Source organism: Corynebacterium sp. KPL2895 (genome assembly GCF_040225815.1).
GTDB classification, from domain to species: domain Bacteria; phylum Actinomycetota; class Actinomycetes; order Mycobacteriales; family Mycobacteriaceae; genus Corynebacterium; species Corynebacterium rhinophilum.
In genome coordinates this window covers 40,305-59,313 of the sequence record NZ_JBEHFY010000011.1, presented here as the reverse complement: position 1 = coordinate 59,313, position 19,009 = coordinate 40,305, and the positions used below count along the sequence as shown (strand labels likewise).

Here is a 19,009-nt window from a genome sequence, read left to right as displayed (position 1 = left end):
ACACAGTCTAGCGACCTAGTCCTTAAAGCCCACCATTCGCGTGGGCACGGCGGCGTCATCGCGCGAAAGCGCCAGTCCCTCCCACGGCAGGGTCTTGCGGGCCTCGTCCAAGTAGGTGCGAGAGGCCTCCAAATCCGGCAGATCCTCCACGATGTGCCCATCGCGCATCAAGGGAATGGTCAATTCGCGGGTGGTGAGCTGGCCTGTATCCGGCGCGTCTGCGGCAAAGGGGTAGACGACTTCCTCGACCGCCACGCCGGAAGACCGGTAGGTGCGCAGCGCGCGCTTTGCCCCGCCCACCGATTGCTTGGACGACGAGCGCTTGGCCACCGGCACGCCGTCAACCTCAACGACCTTGTAGACCATGCCCGCGGTTGGGGCACCTGAGCCGGTGACCACGGAGGTACCTACGCCGTAGACATCAACGGGATCACCGCGCAGGCCCGCGATGGCGAACTCATCCAAATCGGAGGAAACCACGATATTGGTATTGTGATTGCCCAGCTCATCGAGCTGCTTGCGCACGCGGCGGGTCACCGCGCCTAGGTCACCGGAATCGATGCGCACCCCGCCAAGCTCTGGTCCGCCGACCTTGACCGCGGTTTCGACGCCCTTGGTGATGTCATACGTATCCACCAGCAGGGTGGTATCGATGCCCAGGGTATCGATTTGCGCGCGGAAGGCCGCCTCCTCATTGCTCGTGCCATCCGGGTTCGTGTGCGCCAAGGTCCAGGCGTGGGCGGCGGTGCCAGATACCGGGATGCCGTAGCGGAAGCCTGCCTCCAAATTGGAGGTGGCGGTAAAACCGGCGAGGTAGGCGGCGCGAGCGGCGGTCACAGCGGCGTACTCGTGGGTGCGGCGGCTACCCATCTCCAAAATGGGACGGCCGTCGGCGGCAGTGACCATGCGGGATGCGGCAGAGGCGACGGCGGAATCGGCATTCAAGATGGACAGCACGATGGTTTCTAGCACCACGCACTCACCAAAGGTGCCGCGCACCGTCAAAATGGGTGAGTTGGGAAAGTACAGCTCGCCCTCGCGGTAGCCATCGATCTGCCCGGAAAAGCGCCAGTCGCGCAGGTACTGACGGGTATCTTCATCCAGGAAATCCATCTGTTCTAGCTGCTCAGGGGAGAAGCGGAAATCTTCCACGGCGCGCAGCACGCGGTCTGTGCCGGCGACGACGCCGTAGCGACGCTCATTGGGCAGGCGGCGGGAAAAGACCTCGCAGGTCACGTTGCGGTGGGCGGTGCCATCGCGAAGCGCGGCTTGCAGCATGGTGAGCTCGTATTTATCCGTGAGCAAGGCGGTGGAGCGATCGATAGGGCGTGCTATGTCATTCATGAGCCTGATACTACTCACAGCTTAAGAAGCTTTCAGCATGCCTAGCCACCACCTTGGTGAGCTGCGGGGCGACCCTATGCCCAAAATGCCAGCGAAAAATGATTAGGCTATAAGGCATGAAGCCGCAACACCCCGAAGTCCGTATGAGCTCTCCCATGGCCACGCCCGACTTGGATGAAGGAATCGAAGTTGATGTGGCCGCGAGCGAGAACCTGCCGTGGATGTGCATCGTTTGGGACGATCCCGTCAACCTGATGAGCTACGTGTCCTACGTATTCCAAACCGTTTTGGGCTACGACAAAAAGCGGGCCAACGAACTGATGATGCAGGTCCACACAGAAGGCAAAGCCGCCGTGTCCAGCGGCGAGAAGGACAAGGTCGAGGCGGACGTAAAAAAGCTCCAGATCGCGGGTCTGTGGGCGACGATGCAACAGGCAGGGTAGATAGATGAAACCGTGGAAAAAGAAGAAATCGCTCATGCGCGGGCCCAAAATCACGGCGGTATTCGAGCCCATGGAGCGCGAGGTCATTGGCAACCTCACCGCCACTGTCTCTGAAGCGATCATCGGCCGCGCCCAGTCCGCACCGAAAGACGAGCTGGCGGAAATGCTGGACATGCCCACCGGCCATACCGAAGCCCCAGAGGATCCCTCTTTGGCGCGGTTATTCCCAGACTTCCAAAAGCCTGGCGATGAGGAATACGACGGCGATGCCTCCCTTTTGCGCTCGCTGCACGAAAATGACATCGCGCGGGCCAAGCTGCGGAACCTGCAGGTCATCGGCAATGCGCTCGGCCCCACCGGCGGGGTAGAGGTCTCCATTTCGGAGCAGGAAGCCCAGGCCTTCGTGGCGGGGCTCAATGACCTGCGCTTATACGTCGCGGCCGGGGACGCGACCGACGAAAACCTCATGACGGACCGCGATACCTTGGTGGAATGGCTGGCCTATTGCCAGGATTCCTTGCTGGAAGTGTTGATGGATTAATGATTGACGGAATTAGCATCGGCCATTTTTCCGGCGAAGATACCGGCGCCACTGTGCTGTACTGCGGGCCGAAGGGTGCGCTAGCCAGCGTGGATGTGCGTGGCGGCGGGCCAGGCACGCGCGAGACCGATCTGTTGCAGCCGCACAATACCGTGGAACGCGTCCACGCCATCGTGCTTGCGGGAGGGTCCGCCTTTGGCCTGGCCGCTGCGGATGGCGTCATGCGCGAATTGGAAGCGCACGGGGTCGGTTTCCCCGTCTTTGGCGAGGATAAGCCCGGCCCGCGCGTGCCCATCGTGCCTGCGGCGGTGATTTTCGATCTGCTGGCGGGCCCCTCTCGCCCCGGACCGGAAGACGGCGCGGCGGCGCTGCGGGCGGCCATGGCCGGCCACGACGAGACGGTTGGCACTGTCGGCGCGGGCGTCGGCGCCACGGCGGGTAAGCTGCGCGGCGGCTTCGGCCTGGCTACCCGCAAAGTGGGAAACTACGAGGTCAGCGCCGCAATGGTGGCCAATCCCGTGGGCGAGGTCATCGACCCGCACACAGGCCGCCTCTACGGCGCGCCGGGCCGCACGCCGGTCAACGCGGACGCCTACCGCGACCTGCCGCACCCTGCGGCGAAGCTGAATACGACGATTGGCGCCGTGCTTACCGATGCCCCCGTAACCACCGCCCAGGCCCAACGCCTCGCCATGACGGCCCACGATGGCATTGCGCGCGCCGTTCGCCCCGCGCATTCACCGCTGGATGGCGATACCATTTTCGCCTTGTCGACGGCGCAGGAACCGGGTGAGGTGGATATGGTCCAGCTGTGCGCGGCGGCTGCCGACGTGGTGGAGGAAGCCATCGTCACCGCGGTCACCGCCGCGCGCCCTGGCCTGGGGCTTCGCGCGTATCGCGACTTGCTCGGCTAAGATATTGCCCATTATGACTATGGGTGGAACTTCGCGTAATCAGCCGGCGCCGACAAGTACGACCAACCGCGGCCGCGGCCGCATCAGCACCGGCCTAACCCTGGCATTGGGGTTCCTGGCGGTGGAGTGGTCGGTCCACCTGATTAACGCCGTCGTCTTCGGCGGCGGGCTGTCTAACTACGGCATCCGCCCATTCGACGTGGATGGCCTGTGGGGCATTATCACGGCGCCGTTGCTGCACGGCAACCTGGAGCACTTGATGTCCAACTCTCTGCCGGGCGCCCTGTTTTGCTTCCTGATCGGTTTGTCTGGACGCCGGGTGTGGTGGGAGGTCACCTTGATCACCACCGTGGTAGCGGGCTTTGGCACGTGGTTCCTGGGCGGGGCCGGAACCTCGCATATCGGCGCGTCTGGGCTGGTTTATGGCTGGCTGGCCTACCTCGTGGTGCGCGGCGTATTCAATCGCTCCCTGCTGCAGATCCTCTTGGGCATTATCCTGGGCTTTTCCTATTCCGGATTGATTTGGGGCGTGCTGCCCGTCGCGGAGGGCATTAGCTGGCAAGGCCACCTCTTCGGCGCCCTGGGCGGCGTACTGGCCGGCATGTTCATCACCTCCGATGATCCGGCAAAGGCAGGGAGGAAATAATGCCTAACGCATCATCTCCCATCGGCATCTTTGACTCGGGCGTCGGCGGGCTGACCGTGGCCCGCGCGGTGATGGAGCAGCTACCGCAAGAATCCGTTATATATATGGGCGATACCGCCCACGGCCCCTACGGGCCGCGGCCCATCTCGCAGGTGCGCGCTTTTTCCCAGGACATCGCCGATAAGCTGGTAGAACGCGGTTGCAAGATGCTAGTCATCGCCTGTAATACCGCCACCGCGGCATTCTTGCACGATGCCCGCGAGCGCTACGATATCCCCATCGTAGAGGTCATCCACCCGGCCGTGCGCCGCGCCATGTCCACCACGCGCAATGGCAAAATCGGTGTCATCGGCACTGAGGGCACCATTAAATCCGGTGCATACCAGGACCTTTTCGCGCTCAACCCCAATGTTGAGGCGGTAGCCACCGCCTGCCCGGACTTCGTGCCCTTTGTCGAGTGCGGGATTACCGCGGGCCGCCAGATCCTCGGCGTCGCCGAGGGCTACCTCGCGCCCCTGCAGGCCCAGGGTGTGGACACCTTGGTGCTGGGTTGTACGCACTACCCGCTACTTACCGGAATTATCCAGCTCGCCATGGGCGAAAACGTTTCCCTGGTGACCTCCTCGGAGGAGACCACGAAGGACGTCATGCGCCTGCTCACGGAAACGGACATGCTCGCCCCAGAGGGTAACCAACCGGTCCATTCCTTCGAATCCACCGGCGATCCTGAGGTTTTTGCCCAGCTGGCTACGCGCTTTTTGGGTCCGCAGATCGGCTAAGACGGCCGAAATTCCTCCCCCTTTTGCGCGCGGTACCAGCATTTGGGCCGGATTCATGGAACTATTGGTTCCATGAAGCTGACCATCCTAGGCTGCTCCGGTAGCGTACCCACCGCAGACAATCCTGCCTCCGGCTATGTCGTGTCCTTCGATAATGCACCGTCAATCATCCTGGATATGGGATCGGGCACGCTGGGCCAGCTAGCTAAACTGCAGGATCCGTGCGATGCCCACGTGGCCTTTAGCCACCTGCACGCGGATCACTGCGCGGATTTTCCCTCCCTCATGGTGTGGCGCCGCTTCCATCCCATCGCCCCGGCCGCCTCGCGCAACTTCTGCTTCGGCCCGTCTGCCACGCCGACGCACTTGGGCCGCCTGTCTTCGGACGAAGTGGATGGGATCGACGATATGTCCGATACCTTGGCGTTTAGCCCATGGGTGGCAGGGGAGCGCCAGCTTGTCGATGACGTCTTTATCACCCCCTTCCCCGTTAATCACCCGGTAGAGGCCTATGCGCTGCGCATCGAGCACGCGAAGACCGGCAAGATCATTACCTATTCCGGCGATACGTCCTATACGCCCGCACTTGTCGATGCCGCCCGGGACGCCGATCTCTTCCTCTGCGAGGCCACCTGGGGTGCTTCCTCCGAGGGCATGGCACCCGGCATGCATATGTCGGGCGCGGAAGCGGGGCGCGCGGCGCGGGAAGCCGGCGTTCGTACGCTGGTGTTAATCCACATCCAGCCCTGGGGCGATGCGGAGGCCACCGTGGCGGCGGCGCGGGAGGAATTCGACGGCGAGATCGTGCTGGGTACTGCGGGCATGCAGTTCTAAGTTACGCTGGAGGGCATGACTGAATTTACTCGTGCCGATGGGCGTGCGCTTGACCAAATGCGCAGCGTCCGCATTACCCGCAATTTCACCACCAACCCGGCTGGATCCGTCTTGGTGGAATTTGGCAATACCCGCGTGATGTGCACTGCCTCCGTCGAACTCGGAGTGCCGCGTTTCAAGCGCGATTCCGGCGAGGGTTGGCTGACCGCCGAGTACGCCATGCTGCCATCCGCCACCCACGACCGCATGCCGCGCGAATCCATGCGTGGCAAGGTGAAGGGCCGCACCCATGAGATTTCCCGCCTGGTTGGCCGCTCCCTGCGCGCCGCTGTGGACTTGGAGCAGCTAGGAGAAAACACCATCCAGCTCGACTGTGATGTGCTGCAGGCCGATGGTGGCACCCGCACCGCCTCCATCACGGGCGCCTACGTTGCGCTTGCCGATGCTATCGCCCACCTCAAGTCCGAAGGTGTTGTCCCCGGCGAGCCGCTGCTCGATCCCATCGCTGCGGTCTCCGTGGGCATCATCGACGGCGAAATCTGCCTGGATTTGCCCTATGAGGAAGACTCCCGCGCCGAGGTGGATCTCAACGTGGTGATGCAGGAATCCGGCGACTTCGTAGAAATCCAGGGCACCGGCGAGCACGGCCTCTTCGGCCGCGAGCAGCTCAACGGCATGCTAGATGTGGCCCAGAAGGGCTGCAGCGAGCTCATCGCGGCGCAGAAAGCGGCGCTGGGATGGTAATCCTCGTCGCCTCCGGTAATCCGAAGAAGTTGGCCGAGCTCGATCGCATCTTGTCCGAGGCGGGCATCGAGGGCGTGGATCTGCGCCTGCTTTCCGAGGTCGAACCCTACCCCGAGCCCGTCGAAGATGGCCGCACCTTTGCCGATAACGCGCTCATCAAGGCCCGCGCCGGCGCCGCCGCCACGGGTCTGGTGACTATCGCGGATGATTCCGGGCTGGCCATCGAGGAGCTCAACGGCATGCCAGGCGTACTCTCGGCCCGCTGGTCAGGCGAACATGGCAATGACCAGGCCAATAATGACCTGGTCTTGGCGCAGATGATCGATGTGCCGGACGAACGGCGTGCCGCCGCCTTCGTCTCCGTGTGTGCCCTCGTCACCCCCGAGGGCACCGAGCGCGTGGCCGAGGGCCGCTGGGAAGGCCAGCTACTGCGCGAGCCGCGCGGTGCCAATGGTTTTGGATACGACCCGCTCTTCCAGCCAGAGGGCGAGTCGCGTTCTGCGGCGGAAATGTCGCCCGCAGAAAAGAACGCGGTCTCGCACCGCGGCCGCGCCCTTTCCCAGCTGGCCCCGTTCATCGCGGAGCTGGCCGGCTAATTAAGCGTTGAGCTGGAATTGCTCCTCGATTTCCTTGCGGCGCTTGTGCTCCATCCAGAACGAGAGGAAAGGCACCACGCCGGCCAGCGCGGTGGTAATCAGCTTTCCGGCTGGCCACAGCGCGCGCGGGCCCAAAATCAGGATGGACAGTAGGTAGGCCATGTACGCGATGCCGTGCACGATGGCGATGTAGGTCGCCCACTCCGGAATCTCCGCGCCCAAGACGTACTGGAAGAACATGCGGATGACCAGGATGATCAGGAAGATACCGGTCACCGTGGCCGCGATGGAAAAGAACTTCAGCGGGCCGCGGATGCGCGCCTTGCGGTCTGGGTGTACCTGGTTTGTCATGATTTAGTTTCTCCTTTTATCTGTTGGGCCCTCGTCGCGACCCTCTGCGGGGGAACCGCGGCGGCGCCGAGGCTGATTCAACGCATTAAACTCTTCCACATTCAGCTGCGGGCGCTGCGGCAAGAAATCCTCATCGATGGCGGTTTTCTCCGCCGAGCTAGCTGCCGAGCCCCTCACCTCAGAACCATCGGGCGAATCAGATCCTGCGCTGGCGGTTTCGCCGATATTTTCAGGGGCGTTTTCTGAGGCCTGCAGCGAATCCATCTCCCGGGCTTCGTTTTCTGCGGCAAGGCGCTCATTTTCATAGCGCAGGGTGGTGCGATAAGCATAGACCACGAATACCGCAAATAGAGGCCACTGAAAGGCGTAGCCCAAGTTTTGAAAGGTGCCCGAGCCGGAGCGGAAGCGCGTCCACTGCCAATAGGCGAGGAAGAGGAAAAGCACCACGAAAAATATGACGAGGGCGATGTGCCACCACCGCACCTTCACGCGCCGTTTCTTCTGTTCCTCTTGCATACTCACTTCACCCACCCTACCTATCCACCGCCGCAATACGGAATGACCCTGGTTTCTCGTTTATCGACGCGCCGTGTACACTATTCAACGTTGCTTGCGCCCGTGGCGGAATTGGCAGACGCGCTAGATTTAGGTTCTAGTGTCTTATGACGTGTGAGTTCAAGTCTCACCGGGCGCACAAGAAAAGCACCGCAGTACTTGTTCTAAGGACTGCGGTGCTTTTGTGGATCCTAATCTACCTCGGTGAACTTGCGGTCCCAGGAGGAGCGGACGGGGTTGGCATCGGCAAGCAGGATATCGAAGCGGTCATTGGCGATCTCGACGATTTCACTTAACGCAATGCGGTATTCCTGCGCATCGGAATTAGCGAGGCGCCGCACGCCGGCGTCGATCACACGCTCCACCGTGTCGTTGGTATCGAGGTACGCGACGAACGGCATGCCAAAGCGCTCGCGGTAGGCGGCGGACAGCTCGGTAATGCGTTCGGTTTGCACGTCGTCGAGCTCGCTCAGCCCGAGCGATCCGCGGTCAGCGGAAATATTCGCTGCCTCATCAGACGAGGCCAGTAGCAGCTCGTCCATGGCTGGGTAGTCGTGGATGAGCGCATCGCGCCGGTCCGCATCCGCGGTCAGCACGGCGACCTGGACGGCGGCGCGCAGCTCGTTGACATCGCTAAACGGCCGGGACTGCCAGGCCAGCTCGAGCGGCCAGGTTTCATTATTGAATAGCGGGCGCAGCGCGGCGGTAAACTCCTCACGCGAGGCCTCATTAAGCTCGTTAAGGCTCACGCCCTTGCCATCGGCGCGCGAGACCTGCGCGCTCGCGCTGCCGGTGTGGAAGAACAACAAGTTGAGCACGATTGCGGTAATCGCGCCGATGGACATGCCAGAAGAAACGAAGGTCTGCGCCCACTCCGGGAAGGCACTGGCTACCTCCGGCTTGAAGGTCACCAGCATGGCCAGGCCCAGTGCGGAGGTGACGATGACGGAGTTGCGGCCATCGCTGAGATCTGACTTAGCGATGGTCTGCAGGCCCACCCACGCCACGTTGGCAAAAAGCGCTAGCGATGCGCCGCCGAGCACCGGCGACGGAATCGCAGCAACGACCGCGCCGGCCTTCGGCAAAAGACCCAGCACAATCATGAACCCCGCAGCCGCCACGGCCACCCAGCGCGATTTCACGTTGGTCAAGCGCACCAGGCCAACGTTTTGCGCAAAGCAGGTATAGGGGAACGAATTCATCACGCCGCCTACTAGGGTGGAGACACCATCGGCGCGGATGGCGCGCACCACGTCATCGCGGCGGATGCGCTTTTTGACGATTTCACCGGTGGCAAACACATCGCCAGTCGTTTCCACCATGGTGATGATCATGACGATAATCAGCGAGAAAATCGCCACGAGGTCGAATTGCGGCATGCCGAAATAAAACGGTGTGGTAATGCCGAGGGCGGGGGAGGAGGAGACTTCGCTAAAGGAGGCATCGCCAAGCGCGAGCGCCACGCCCGTGCCCAGCACCAAGCCGATGAGCACCGCCAACGTACCCACGAAGCCGGAGGAAAAACGCTGCACCAAAATGATGACCGCGAGCGTGCCAAAGCCATAGAGCAAATCGCGCGTGGCCGGCACGCCCTCGGCATAATTGACAAAGTCATTGGCCGATACCGCCAGCAGCGAAGTACCCATCACCAGCAGCACTGAACCGGTAACCACCGGTGGGAAGAAACGCAGCACCTTGCCAAAGACCGGCGCGGCGAAGAAGGTAAAAAGGCCTGCGACGATGATGGCGCCGTAAATCGTGGGCAGCGAAGCCACCCCGCCCTCGCCATCGGTGGCGCCGAGGCCAATCGCGATGATGGGCGATACCGCCGTCGTGGTCACGCCCTGCACGATGGGCAGGCGCACGCCAATATGCTTGCCGATGCCCACCGACTGAATAATCGTCGCAATACCGCAGGTTAAAAGGTCGGCATTGATGAGGTGGATGGTCGTTTCCGCATCCAGGTTCAACGAGCTGGCGATGAGCAGCGGGACGATGACCGCCCCGGCATAAAACGCGAGGACGTGCTGCAGCCCAAGGGCGGCGAGTTTCGGCGCGGGGGGAACGATGTCTACGGGGTGCTTGGGCTGGGACGCCACGAAGTCCTCCTTGTTACGGAAGCGAAGCTGACCGCCTTAACAGTAGAGGTAGACACAAGTCGGCGCCAAAGTGTACGTGAGCAAAGCCACGATCGGGGCTGGATTGCCCCCGAACAAAAACGTACGGGTGGTTTATATGAATCGAGCTACCAGCAAAGCATGATGACCGGTTTATAACTGGTGCTCACGGCAATGTTTATGGTTGTTAATTTCGTGAATCGAGCCGACAATGAAGAGGTGACGGGGCTTGATGCTGCGGGATGAAAAGGCGGCATGTGCCCCGGGAAATTTGACCCAGAAGAAGGGAATTATGACTACCGCAACTAAGCCCCAGCAGTATCAAGGGTGGGAAGGTTTTGCGCCTGGCCCTTGGACCGAGGGCATCAATGTCCGCGATTTCATTCAGCGCAACTACACGCCTTTTAACGGCGATTCCAGCTTTCTCGCTGGACCCACCGATAAGACGCTGCGCGTGTGGGACACCCTGGAAAAGAACTACCTGTCGGTCGAGCGCGAAAAGCGCATTTATGACGTCGATACGCACACCCCGACCGATATCGATGCCTTCCCGGCTGGCTATATCTCAGAAGACGATGACGTCATCGTCGGCCTGCAAACCGATACGCCGCTCAAGCGCGCTATGATGCCGTTCGGCGGCTGGCGCATGGTCAAGCAGGCCATCGGCGAGGCGGGCAAAGAGGTAGACCCCGAGGTGGAGAAGATTTTCACCCGTTACCGCAAGACCCACAATGATGCGGTCTTTGATATCTACACTCCGCGCATCCGCGCCGCCCGGTCATCACACATCATCACCGGCCTGCCTGATGCCTATGGCCGTGGCCGCATCATCGGCGATTACCGCCGCGTGGCGCTGTACGGCGTGGACTACCTCATCCAGGAAAAGATTAAGGCCCGCGATGCCATTGCCGATGCCGGCTTTTCCGAGCACTGGGCCCGCTACCGCGAGGAGCACTCCGAGCAGATCAAGGCCCTGAAGAAGCTCAAGGCGATGGCCGAGTCCTACGGTTTTGACATCTCCGAGCCGGCGCGCACCGCCCACGAGGCCGTGCAGTGGACCTACTTTGGCTACCTCGCCTCCATCAAGTCTCAGGACGGCGCCGCCATGTCCATCGGCCGCCTGTCTGCGTTCTTCGACTGCTACTTTGAGCGCGACTTGGCCGCTGGCATCATCACCGAGGAGCAAGCACAGGAAATCATCGACGCGCTCGTGCTCAAGCTGCGCATTGTCCGCTTCCTGCGCACCATCGACTATGACCAGATTTTCTCCGGCGACCCGTACTGGGCCACCTGGTCCGATGCCGGCTTCGGCAGCGATGGCCGCCACATGGTCACCAAGACCTCCTTCCGCCTCCTACAGACCCTAATCAACCTGGGGCCATCACCGGAGCCGAATATCACCATTTTCTGGGATCCGGAGCTGCCTGCAGGCTACAAGGAATTCTGCGCGCACATCTCCATCGAAACCTCCTCCATCCAGTACGAGTCTGACCGCCAGATTCGCGACGAGTGGGGCGATGACGCGGCGATTGCCTGCTGCGTGTCCCCGATGGAAGTGGGCAAGCAGATGCAGTTCTTCGGCGCCCGCGTCAATGCCGCCAAGGCTCTGCTCTACGCCATGAACGGCGGCCGGGATGAGGTCTCCGGCAAGCAAGTCGTCGAAGGCTATGAGCCGATTCAGGGCGATGGCCCGTTGGATTTCGACGAGGTCTGGCAAAAGTACGAGGAGATGCTGGACTGGGTGGTTGGCACCTACGTCGAGGCCCTGAACATCATCCACTACTCGCACGATAAGTACGCCTACGAGGCCGTGGAGATGGCGCTGCATGATTCCAATATCATCCGCTCCATGGGCTGCGGCATCGCGGGACTATCCATCGTTGCCGATTCGCTTTCTGCCATCAAGTACGCCAAGGTCACCCCGGTCCGCGATGGGACCGGACTGATTACGGATTACATCACTGAGGGCGAGTTCCCGTTCTACGGCAACGACGATGACCGCGCCGATGACATCGCTGCCACCATCGTGCACACCGTGATGGAAAAGATTAAGGCCATCCCGATGTATCGCAATGCCATCCCCACCCAGTCCGTGCTGACCATTACCTCTAACGTGGTCTACGGCAAGGCAACAGGTTCCTTCCCGTCAGGCCACAAGGCCGGCACTCCCTTCTCCCCGGGGGCTAACCCCGAAAACGGTGCGGATAACCACGGCATGGTCGCCTCCATGCTGTCGGTGGGCAAGCTGGATTACAAGGATGCCCTGGACGGCATCTCGCTGACCAATACCATCACCCCGTCCGGATTGGGCCGCACCCCAGAAGAGCGCATCACCAACCTAGTCGGCGTGCTGGATGCCGGCTTCATCATGGAACAATAAGAATCACGACAAGGAGAACCATTATGGCAACCCCAACCTTTGCAGAACGCCTTTCAGACATGAAGGCCAGCCGCGACGAGCACAAGATGAACTCTGGCCTGTACCACGCCAATATCAACGTGTTGGATAAGTCCACGCTGGAAGATGCCGTCGAGCACCCAGAGAAGTACCCGAACCTCACCGTTCGCGTCTCTGGCTACGCGGTCAACTTTGTCAAGCTCACCAAGGAGCAGCAGCTTGACGTCATCTCCCGCACCTTCCACCAGGGTTCATAATCATGGCTGATGGCATTACTGGTGTGGTCACCCTGTCGCCGGAATCCGGCGAGCGCGTTCGCGGTGTTGCCGCGGGCCTGGGAACCGACCACGAACTCGATGAGATTACCCGCCCCGAGCTCATGGAGGCGCGCCGCACCGGCGATATTGCCCTCGTGCACTCTTGGGAGCTGGTAACCGCCGTCGACGGCCCGGGCACCCGCATGACCATGTTCATGTCCGGCTGCCCCCTGCGCTGCCAGTATTGCCATAACCCGGACACCATGGAGATGAAGACCGGCACCTTGGAGCGGGTCGACGATGTGGTCAAACGTATTAAGCGCTATAAGCCCATCTTCCAAGCTTCCGGTGGCGGCCTGACCATCTCTGGTGGTGAGCCCCTCTTCCAGATTGCCTTTACTCGCCGCGTCCTCAAGGAAGTCCACGACGCCGGCATCCACACCACCATCGATACCTCCGGTTTCTTAGGCTCGCGCCTGCGCGATGAGGATCTAGACAATATCGACCTGGTGCTACTGGACGTGAAGTCGGGCGATGAGGAAACCTATCAGCGCGTAACGAGGCGGCAGTTGCAGCCCACGCTCGATTTTGGTGACCGCCTCAACGCGATAGGCAAGCCGGTGTGGATTCGCTTCGTCGTCGTACCGGGCCTGACGGATTCGGCCGAGAACGTCGAAAACGTCGCCTCCATCGTGGCGCGGTGGAAATCCAATGTGGAGCGCGTCGAGGTCCTGCCCTTCCACAATATGGGCAAGGACAAGTGGGAGGGGCTCGATATGACCTACCACTTGGCAGATACCAAGCCACCGAAACCGGAGGACGTGGAAAAAGTCCGCGACGTTTTCCGCGCGAAGGGCCTAGAGGTTTACTAACCTGGGTGGGCATGACTCACTACCGCCGCTTCGGCCACGATATTATTGAACACACCCTGGAAGTCCCGTGGGATTATGACAATCCGCGCGGGACTTTTGCTCTCTATGCCCGCGAAATAATCCCGCCCGGCGGCGAGGACCTGCCGGCGCTGTTGTATCTGCAGGGTGGCCCTGGCTTTCCGGCCCCGCGGCCAGTCAAACCGACGGGGCTTATCGGCAAGGCGCTCGAGCGCTATCGCGTCATCCTCCTCGACCAGCGCGGCACGGGGCGTTCGCACCGCATCGATAGGCTGAGCCCCGCAGAAGAGCGCAGCGCAGAACACCTGGCCTTGCTGCGCCAGGACAATATCGTGCGCGATGCCGAGCGCCTGCGCGAACACCTGGGGCTGGAGACTTGGTCCCTATTTGGCCAGTCTTTTGGCGGCTTTTGCATCACTGCGTACCTATCTCAGGCGCCCGAGTCCGTCAAGCACGCGTTTTTCACCGGCGGCATCCCCACGCTGCAGGGCGCGGATCACCTTTACCGCGCGACTTTTAGCAAGCTCAAAGCCCGCCAGGAGCGTTTCTTCCGCGAGTTCCCTTGGGTGCAGCGGCGCGTCGAGGAAATCATCGCCCACCTTGATAATTCCGATGAGCGCCTGCACACCGGCGAGCGGCTGTCCTCGCTGCGCTTTCGCACCATCGGCACCGATTTGGGGCGGGGCACGGGCTTCGACGGATTGGCCTACCTCCTGGAAGAGCCCTTCCGCACCGTGCGGGGAGAGAAGGTGCTGCGGGATGATTTCCTGTGGGGCATCGGCGAGCGCGTGAGCTTTGCGGAGGCGCCGCTTTATGCGGCTATCCACGAGTCCATTTATGCCGGCAGCGGCGGGCAGGCGGCGACGCAGTGGTCGGCGCACCGCGTGCGGGAGGAGTTCCCGGAATTTGCCGAGTCCGGCACCTGGCTGACCGGTGAGCACATTTTCCCGTGGCAGTTTGATGAGGATCCGGCGCTGCAGGCCTTCAAGGAGGGAGCGCAGGGGCTGGCGGAGCGGGAATTTACGGCGCCTTATGCGCTTGCCGATGCCCCCACCTCCGCCGCCGCCATCTACCTCGACGATATCTTCGTTCCGCTGGAGGAATCCTTGGCCACCGCGGCACATTTGGGCGATGTGCGCCCGTGGGTGACGAATGAGTACCAGCACAATGGCATCGGCGAGAACGGCGCGGAGGTGATGGGCAAGCTCTTTGCGCTTATCGATGACCACTAGCGAATGCTTTCTGCCTGTGCGAAAATTAATTTCACACTCGTAGTTAGGGAGAGGGAATGTTTAGCTTAATCATCATCGGAATCATCATCTTGCTGGTTCTCGCCACCGTATTTGATGGCTACTACATCGTGCGTACCCGCGAGGCGGCCATCTTGGAACGGTTGGGTAAATTCCAGACGGTCGCCCACGCGGGGTTGCACTTCAAGATGCCTTGGATTGACCGCGTGCGCGATAAGATTTCGCTGCAGGTGCGCCAACTGGACGTAATGGTGGAAACCAAGACGAAGGACAATGTCTTCGTCCAAATTCCGGTCGCGGTGCAGTACGAGGTGGTAGAAGGCCGCGAACGCGAGGCCTTTTATATGCTCTCCAACCACGAGCAGCAGATCGTGGCCTATGTGCAAGATAATGTGCGCTCGTCGGTGGCGAATATGGGCTTGGACGAGTCCTTTTCCTCTAAGGACACCATCGCGCAGAACGTGGCGGCCTCACTGCGGGATAATATGGCCGAATACGGCTGGAACTTCGTCAATACGCTAGTGACCGATATCCGCCCGGATTCCCGGGTGCGCGAGTCCATGAACTCCATTAACGCGGCGCAGCGCGAGCGCGAGGCGGCCATCGCCCAGGCGGAGGCGGAAAAGATCCGCGTGGTCAAAGAAGCCGAGGGTGCTGCAGAAGCGAAGAAGCTGCAGGGTAGGGGCGTTGCAGAGCAGCGCAAGGAGATCGTCGAGGGCATCGCTCAGCAATACGAGCTACTACGCGATGCCGGGGTGCAGGAATCTCCCGAGGTCCTCATGCTGGTGTCGCAGTACCTTGACGCGATGGTGGATGTCTCGAATAACGGCCAAGCCTCCGTGCTCTACATGCCGTCCAACCCGCAGGGAATGGGCGATCTGTTCAGCGGCATGCGTGACGTGCTGATGGCGGACCGCGCGCTGGATGAGTCCGCCGGGCATTAAGGGCCTACCTGCGCCGCAGGAGGAGCATTAGCCCCAAGATGATGGGGACGCCGCCCATGATGAGGAGGTAGGTCGTTTCGGCGGATGCCGAGGTGGGATCGTACAGCTGCGACATCGATCCGGCCAGCGAGGTGCCTATGGCCATGGTGAGGAAGTACAGCGCGGAAAAGCGGGTGGCATAGGCCCGCGGTGCGTGGGCGGCGGATGCGGCCATGCCCACTGGGCCGATGAAGAGCTCACCGAGTGACATCAAAAAGATGGTGCCCGCTAGTACCAAAAACGGCGTGGAATTTTCTCCGCCGCCCACGAATGGCAGCAGGAGGAACATGCCGGCACCGGCGAAGATGATGCCGCACCCCATGAGCGCGCGCCGCGAGTTGGCCCAGCGCGTCATGCCCGCGGCCAAGGGCAGCGAGAGCAGCAGGATAAATAGCGGGTTGAGCGATTGCGTCCAAGCCGGTGGGATCTCGAATCCGCCGATGGTGCGGTTGAGGCGCTGATCCGAATAGACCGCAAGCACGCCGTAGATTTGTGGTTGCAGGGTCCAGTAGGCTGTCGAGCAGGCGAAGAGCGGAATGAAATCCAGGATGCGGCGCCGCTCATCCGCGGTGACCTGCGGGGATCGCAGCATGCTGGCAAAAAGCCTGGCCGCGGCCGCTACCGTGGCGATAAGAAGCAGCACGGTCAGCGTGCCTGGGGAGACGGTGATGACGAGCAGCACGCCGGCTACAAGCGCCGCCAGCGCGATCAGCCCCGCCTTACCCGGGGCCTGGGTGGGGTGTGGTGGGCGCGACGGAACGTCTATCTTTTTCCGCAGTGCGCCGTAGGTGGCGCAGCCGCAGCACATGAGCACCGCTGCGGCGAAGAATCCGGCGTGGTAGCCGTATTCCTCGGCCAGCCACCCAGTGAGCATGGGGCCAAAGAGCGCGCCGACATTGATGCCGAGGTAGAAAATCTGGAAGGCCCCGTCGCGCGCGCCGGCCTCGGCGGGAAAAGCGGCGCCCAGAATCGTAATCGCGGCGGTCTTGAGCAGCCCCGAGCCGAGAGCGAGCGGCAAAAGCCCGATGATGAGCCCCGCCGTGCCGGGGACGAGCGAGAGGGCAAAGTGCCCGCACACCAACAGCCCGGCGCCGGTAAGTAGGGTGCGCTTGGCGCCCAAGAGCCGGTCGCTAACCCAGCCGCCCACAAACGTAAAGAGGTAGAGCAGGCTGCCGTACGCGCCGACGAGCGCGGTGGCCTGCGTTTGCTCCATGCCGAGCCCGCCGGAGGTGGAGTAGAGGTAGTACGCGAGGATGGCTTGCATGCCATAAAAGCTGAAGCGCTCCCACATTTCGATGCCCGCAATTGCCGGCAAAACCACGGGTAAGCGGCGAATTGAACGCCGTTCAAGAACTTTCATAAAAAGGACTATAGCGGCCGAGAGTGTGTGCTAGATCTAATTTGGTGGATATTTCTACTAAAGACATAGCGACAATCGATGCCCACCACATCTGGCACCCCTACGCCGAACCCGGCGCGCCCACGCGCGTGGTCGAGTCTGCCGCGGGCGTCCACCTCACGCTTGCCGATGGCACCCAGCTCATCGACGCCATGTCCTCCTGGTGGGCCGCCGCCCATGGCCACAGCCACCCGCGGCTTACCGCTGCTGCCAAGGAACAGATCGACCGCATGAGCCACGTGATGTTCGGCGGGCTTACGCACGAACCGGCTGCGCGGCTGACGGCCAATCTCATGGAGCTCACGCGCCACGACTTCGCGCAGGTCTTTTATGCGGATTCGGGATCGGTCTCGGTGGAGGTCGCCATCAAGATGGCCCTGCAATACCAGCAGGGGATCGGCCACCCAGAGCGCACGAAGATGTTGACGTGGCGCTCGGGCTATCACGGCGATACGTTTGCCGCGATGAGCGTGTGCGATCCCGATGGCGGCATGCACTCGATGTGGACCGGCACCCTGGCGCAGCAGATTTTCGCCCCGGCACCGCCCACGCGCGGGGCGAGCGAGAAGATGCGCGCGGATTACCTGCGGGAGTTGGAAGGCTGCATTACGAACGAGGTCGCGGCCTTGATCATCGAGCCCGTCGTCCAAGGCGCCGGCGGCATGCGTTTCCACGATCACGAGTTGGTGCGCGGGGCGCGCGAAATCTGTGACCGCCACGGAATCGTCCTGATCGCGGATGAAATCGCCACGGGATTTGGCCGCACCGGGGACCTTTTTACTACCCAGGCGGCGGGTGTAGTTCCGGATATCATGTGCGTGGGCAAGGCGATGACCGGTGGATTCATGACGATGGCGGCCACGCTTGCTACCGCCCGCGTTGCCGAGGGCATGCACCCGCGCGCGCTGATGCACGGCCCTACCTTTATGGCCAACCCCCTGGCCTGCGCGGTATCGGCCGAGGCTACCGCCATGATCCTGGAAGGAACGTGGCGGGGGCAGGTTGGGAGCATCGAGAAGCAGTTGTGTACGGGGCTTGCCGGGCTGGAGGATGAGCCGGGCGTGGCAGACGTGCGCGTGCTGGGCGCTATTGGCGTGGTGGAGATGGAGCGCGATGTCGATATGGCAGGCGCCACGGATGCGGCGGTGGAGCAGGGCGTGTGGCTGCGCCCGTTTGGCCGCCTTATCTATACCATGCCGCCGTTTATCAGCACCGAGGACGAGGTTGCGCAGATTTGCCGCGGGGTGCGCGCCGCGGTGGCAGGAGGAAAGCGATGATTATCTTTATCACCGGCACCAATACCGACGTGGGAAAGACCGTGACGACCGCGGCCATCGCCAGTGCTTTTGCCCAGAGCGGGCGCGAGGTTGTTTATGCCAAGCCCCTGCAGACTGGGGAGCCGGATAATAGCGGCGATGCGGCGACGGTGCGGGCCCTGGCCGGGGTCGAGGTTACGGAGATGGCGCGCTTTCCCGAACCGCTAGCACCAAACCTTTCGGCGCGCCGGGCGGGCATGACGCCGCCGACTAAAGAGGAGCTCAGTGACTGGGTGGCGGGGTTGGACGCACCAGGCCGCGTAGTGCTGGTGGAAGGCGCCGGTGGGCTGCTAGTGCGTTTGGCCGATGATTACACGCTTGCCGATGTTGCCACCAATCTCCTCATCGTCACCTCCCTCGGACTCGGCAGCCTCAACGCCGCCGAGCTCACCGTCCGCGAGGCGCAGCGGCGCGGGATTAACGTGATGGGGCTTATCGGCGGCAGTTTGCCCGAGAAGCCGGACTTGGCGACGAGGCTGAACGTGGACGAGCTTCCAGCGGTCACGGACTGCCGGTTGTGGGGCAGCGTGCCAGAGGGCGCCGGAGCGCTGGGCCGGGAGGACTTCACCCTGATGGCTGGGGCGCACTTTCCCGCTGATATGTGCGCGGAGTTGCTTGCGCACGCCGAGTAGCGCTACCTCGGTGAGGCAGC

Annotated in this window: 20 protein-coding genes and 1 tRNA gene; 16 read left to right on the top strand and 5 right to left on the bottom strand. The window is 62.0% G+C overall.

What is annotated here, in order from left to right; genetic code table 11:
• Positions 1-15: 15 nt before the first annotated feature.
• On the bottom strand, positions 16-1,344 hold the full coding sequence (locus ABRP95_RS06595) for a nicotinate phosphoribosyltransferase (protein WP_284783339.1): 1,329 nt from the start codon (positions 1,342-1,344) through the stop codon (positions 16-18).
• A gap of 143 nt (positions 1,345-1,487) precedes the next feature.
• Between ABRP95_RS06595 and clpS the strand changes: the two genes are divergently transcribed.
• The 8 genes from clpS to rdgB all read left to right on the top strand — a co-directional run bounded on the left by clpS (position 1,488) and on the right by rdgB (position 6,841).
• Positions 1,488-1,787: an ATP-dependent Clp protease adapter ClpS gene (clpS, locus tag ABRP95_RS06590; RefSeq protein WP_034654354.1), complete on the top strand. Its 300-nt coding sequence runs from the start codon at positions 1,488-1,490 to the stop codon at positions 1,785-1,787.
• A gap of 4 nt (positions 1,788-1,791) precedes the next feature.
• Positions 1,792-2,328, top strand: a complete 537-nt coding sequence (locus ABRP95_RS06585; RefSeq protein ID WP_284783340.1) for a DUF2017 domain-containing protein — start codon at positions 1,792-1,794, stop codon at positions 2,326-2,328.
• Positions 2,328-3,242 carry a P1 family peptidase gene (locus tag ABRP95_RS06580; RefSeq protein ID WP_284785550.1) on the top strand — a complete coding sequence of 305 codons (915 nt, stop codon included), beginning with the start codon at positions 2,328-2,330 and terminating at the stop codon, positions 3,240-3,242. Before ABRP95_RS06585 ends, ABRP95_RS06580 begins: the two co-directional genes overlap by 1 nt.
• Positions 3,243-3,255: 13 nt before the next feature.
• Positions 3,256-3,888: a rhomboid family intramembrane serine protease gene (locus tag ABRP95_RS06575; protein ID WP_349839122.1), complete on the top strand. Its 633-nt coding sequence runs from the start codon at positions 3,256-3,258 to the stop codon at positions 3,886-3,888.
• Positions 3,888-4,667 (top strand): glutamate racemase, encoded by a 780-nt coding sequence (murI, locus tag ABRP95_RS06570; protein WP_284785553.1) that lies wholly within the window; start codon positions 3,888-3,890, stop codon positions 4,665-4,667. Before ABRP95_RS06575 ends, murI begins: the two co-directional genes overlap by 1 nt.
• Positions 4,668-4,739: 72 nt before the next feature.
• On the top strand, positions 4,740-5,501 hold the full coding sequence (locus ABRP95_RS06565; protein ID WP_284785554.1) for an MBL fold metallo-hydrolase: 762 nt from the start codon (positions 4,740-4,742) through the stop codon (positions 5,499-5,501).
• A 15-nt stretch (positions 5,502-5,516) separates the two neighbouring features.
• Positions 5,517-6,245: a ribonuclease PH gene (gene rph / locus ABRP95_RS06560; protein ID WP_237801525.1), complete on the top strand. Its 729-nt coding sequence runs from the start codon at positions 5,517-5,519 to the stop codon at positions 6,243-6,245.
• Positions 6,239-6,841, top strand: a complete 603-nt coding sequence (gene rdgB, locus ABRP95_RS06555) for an RdgB/HAM1 family non-canonical purine NTP pyrophosphatase (RefSeq protein ID WP_284864796.1) — start codon at positions 6,239-6,241, stop codon at positions 6,839-6,841. The genes rph and rdgB overlap by 7 nt, the downstream gene beginning before the upstream one ends.
• Here rdgB and ABRP95_RS06550 read toward each other — a convergent pair whose 3' ends face one another.
• Both ABRP95_RS06550 and ABRP95_RS06545 read right to left on the bottom strand, forming a co-directional pair.
• On the bottom strand, positions 6,842-7,192 hold the full coding sequence (locus tag ABRP95_RS06550; protein WP_284783350.1) for a DUF3817 domain-containing protein: 351 nt from the start codon (positions 7,190-7,192) through the stop codon (positions 6,842-6,844). It lies immediately after the preceding gene.
• Positions 7,193-7,195: 3 nt separating this feature from the next.
• The gene (locus tag ABRP95_RS06545; protein ID WP_284783362.1) at positions 7,196-7,708 is read right to left on the bottom strand and encodes an MreC domain-containing protein; all 513 of its coding nucleotides are present in this window, start codon (positions 7,706-7,708) and stop codon (positions 7,196-7,198) included.
• A 96-nt stretch (positions 7,709-7,804) separates the two neighbouring features.
• On the opposite strand from ABRP95_RS06545, the gene ABRP95_RS06540 reads away from it, so the two are divergent.
• Positions 7,805-7,886 (top strand) — tRNA-Leu (locus ABRP95_RS06540).
• 52 nt (positions 7,887-7,938) lie between these two features.
• On the opposite strand, the gene ABRP95_RS06535 is transcribed toward ABRP95_RS06540, so the two are convergent.
• Complete coding sequence (locus ABRP95_RS06535) at positions 7,939-9,846, bottom strand: solute carrier family 23 protein (protein ID WP_284771054.1); 1,908 nt, start codon at positions 9,844-9,846, stop codon at positions 7,939-7,941.
• Between the two features lie 310 nt (positions 9,847-10,156).
• Between ABRP95_RS06535 and pflB the strand changes: the two genes are divergently transcribed.
• From pflB to ABRP95_RS06510, 5 genes are read left to right on the top strand one after another with little or no spacing between them, the layout of a single operon-like run.
• Positions 10,157-12,244, top strand: coding sequence for a formate C-acetyltransferase (pflB, locus tag ABRP95_RS06530; RefSeq protein WP_284850420.1), 2,088 nt, complete (start codon positions 10,157-10,159; stop codon positions 12,242-12,244).
• A 23-nt stretch (positions 12,245-12,267) separates the two neighbouring features.
• Positions 12,268-12,519 carry an autonomous glycyl radical cofactor GrcA2 gene (grcA2, locus tag ABRP95_RS06525; protein ID WP_255716700.1) on the top strand — a complete coding sequence of 84 codons (252 nt, stop codon included), beginning with the start codon at positions 12,268-12,270 and terminating at the stop codon, positions 12,517-12,519.
• 2 nt (positions 12,520-12,521) lie between these two features.
• Entirely contained in the window at positions 12,522-13,391 is an 870-nt protein-coding gene (gene pflA / locus ABRP95_RS06520; protein WP_005277788.1) for a pyruvate formate-lyase-activating protein, read from the top strand.
• An 11-nt stretch (positions 13,392-13,402) separates the two neighbouring features.
• A complete protein-coding gene (locus tag ABRP95_RS06515; RefSeq protein ID WP_284771056.1) occupies positions 13,403-14,641 on the top strand; it encodes an alpha/beta fold hydrolase in 1,239 nt (412 codons plus the stop codon).
• Between the two features lie 56 nt (positions 14,642-14,697).
• Positions 14,698-15,603: an SPFH domain-containing protein gene (locus tag ABRP95_RS06510; protein ID WP_284771057.1), complete on the top strand. Its 906-nt coding sequence runs from the start codon at positions 14,698-14,700 to the stop codon at positions 15,601-15,603.
• Positions 15,604-15,607: 4 nt separating this feature from the next.
• Here the strand turns inward: ABRP95_RS06510 and ABRP95_RS06505 are convergent, their stop codons facing one another.
• A complete protein-coding gene (locus ABRP95_RS06505; RefSeq protein WP_284771058.1) occupies positions 15,608-17,002 on the bottom strand; it encodes a peptide MFS transporter in 1,395 nt (464 codons plus the stop codon).
• Between the two features lie 41 nt (positions 17,003-17,043).
• Between ABRP95_RS06505 and ABRP95_RS06500 the strand changes: the two genes are divergently transcribed.
• Both ABRP95_RS06500 and bioD read left to right on the top strand, forming a co-directional pair.
• Positions 17,044-18,318 carry an adenosylmethionine--8-amino-7-oxononanoate transaminase gene (locus ABRP95_RS06500; protein WP_284771070.1) on the top strand — a complete coding sequence of 425 codons (1,275 nt, stop codon included), beginning with the start codon at positions 17,044-17,046 and terminating at the stop codon, positions 18,316-18,318.
• On the top strand, positions 18,315-18,989 hold the full coding sequence (bioD, locus tag ABRP95_RS06495) for a dethiobiotin synthase (protein WP_349839121.1): 675 nt from the start codon (positions 18,315-18,317) through the stop codon (positions 18,987-18,989). The genes ABRP95_RS06500 and bioD overlap by 4 nt, the downstream gene beginning before the upstream one ends.
• Positions 18,990-19,009 lie beyond the last annotated feature (20 nt).